This window comes from Pseudoalteromonas ostreae, from assembly GCF_018069805.1.
Classification (GTDB): Bacteria; Pseudomonadota; Gammaproteobacteria; order Enterobacterales; family Alteromonadaceae; genus Pseudoalteromonas; species Pseudoalteromonas ostreae.
This window is the reverse complement of record NZ_JAGPYN010000056.1, coordinates 1-1,637: the sequence shown is the minus strand read 5'-3', so window position 1 is coordinate 1,637 and position 1,637 is coordinate 1. Positions and strand designations below refer to the sequence as shown.

The window sequence follows — 1,637 nt, the reverse complement described above, 5'->3', positions numbered from 1 at the left end:
CCCCCTGTGTCAGGATAGTTGTCGCCTCTAACATTTAGCAGAGGCAAATAAAATGAGACGTCGATTTACACAAGAATTTAAAGTTCAAGCTGTTGAAAAAGCATTATCTCAATGTGATGATGTTCGTCTAGAAGATATTGCAGATGATTTAGGTGTCGGTTATTCAACGTTACAACGCTGGATAGCACTTGCAAAAAAACATCAACTTGAAACACACCAGACGGGTAGCCAAATGACAGCAGAAAAACGACCACAAGACTGGAGTTTAGAAGAAAGACTCAACGCGGTAATTGAGTGTGGAAGTTTAGATGAAGCCGCCATAAATGAATACTGCCGTAATAAAGGGCTTTATCCGCATCATATTCAGCAATGGAAGAAAGACTTAGTAACACCCCCTTCAAATAAAACAGTAAAGTCAGACAGTAAACAGCTTAAGCAAGAAATAAAGCAACTGCAAAAAGAACTGAATCGTAAAGATAAAGCCTTGGCTGAAACAGCCGCTCTGCTTGTGCTCAAAAAAAAAGCGGATGCACTCTGGGGTTTCAACGAGGACGATTAACAACAGCGACTGAGCGACATGAATTAATAACGCTTATCACAAGCGCACAGGCTTCAGGGGCAAGGAAAGAAAAAGCATGTGAGTTACTTGGGCTGACGGTAAGAACCGTTCAGCGCTGGATTGAAGCTGACAATATGACTGACAAGCGAACAAGTACGATAAAACGGCCGCCAAATCGTCTCACAGAATTAGAGCGGCAGCGCATTATTAATACGGTTAACTCAACTGAGTATGGGCATTTACCGGCCAGTAAAATAGTCCCTAAGCTGCTTGATAACGGCATATGGATAGCGTCTGAAAGTTCGTTTTATCGTGTCATGAAGGCACATAACTTATTAACGCATAGAGAAAAAGTAAAGCCAGCTAAGCCGATGAAAAAGCCAAGGGCATTGAAGGCAGTGCGTGCAAATGAAGTATATACTTGGGATATCACCTATTTACCAACGAGCGTGAAAGGGCAATTTTTATACTTATATTTAGTGATGGACATTTTTAGTCGAAAGGTTGTTGGCTGGCAGGTTTACGACACACAGTTAAGTGAGTTAGCCGCAGATTTAATGAAGGATATTTGCAGTCGGGAGCAAATAAAGCGCGAGCAAGTCACGTTGCACTCAGATAATGGCAGCCCAATGAAAGGCGCGACATTGTTGGCAACATTACAGGAGTTAGGGATTGTGCCATCATTTAGTCGACCATCAGTAAGTAATGACAATCCATACTCTGAGTCGTTATTTAAAACGTTAAAGTATCGCCCAGAATACCCAGAAAAGGCATTTGAAGATATAAGCGCAGCAAGAGAATGGGTAAGCGGGTTCGTTGATTGGTACAATAATGAGCACCTACACAGTGGTATAAAATTTGTGACGCCAAACCAACGTCATTCAGGTTTAGATAAAGAGATATTAGCCAAGCGACAGCAGGTAAACGATGCAGCTAAATTGAATAATCCAAGTCGTTGGTCTGGAAAGTCACGAGACTGGTCAATGATAAATGAAGTAAATTTAAACCCTGAGAAAAAAGAAGAAGTGCGGGCGGCATAAAATGCCGCTTGAGGCGACAACTAACTTGAAAAACTCCG

Annotated in this window: 1 protein-coding gene; it reads left to right on the top strand. The window is 41.8% G+C overall.

What is annotated here, in order from left to right:
* The first annotated feature begins 52 nt into the window (after window positions 1-52).
* Window positions 53-1,599 (top strand): IS3 family transposase gene (locus J7338_RS20460; RefSeq protein ID WP_210798816.1). Its coding sequence is split into 2 segments (ribosomal slippage): window positions 53-533 and window positions 533-1,599, totalling 1,548 coding nucleotides; the frame shifts between segments, so codons are not numbered across the junction.
* The last annotated feature ends 38 nt before the right edge of the window (window positions 1,600-1,637 follow it).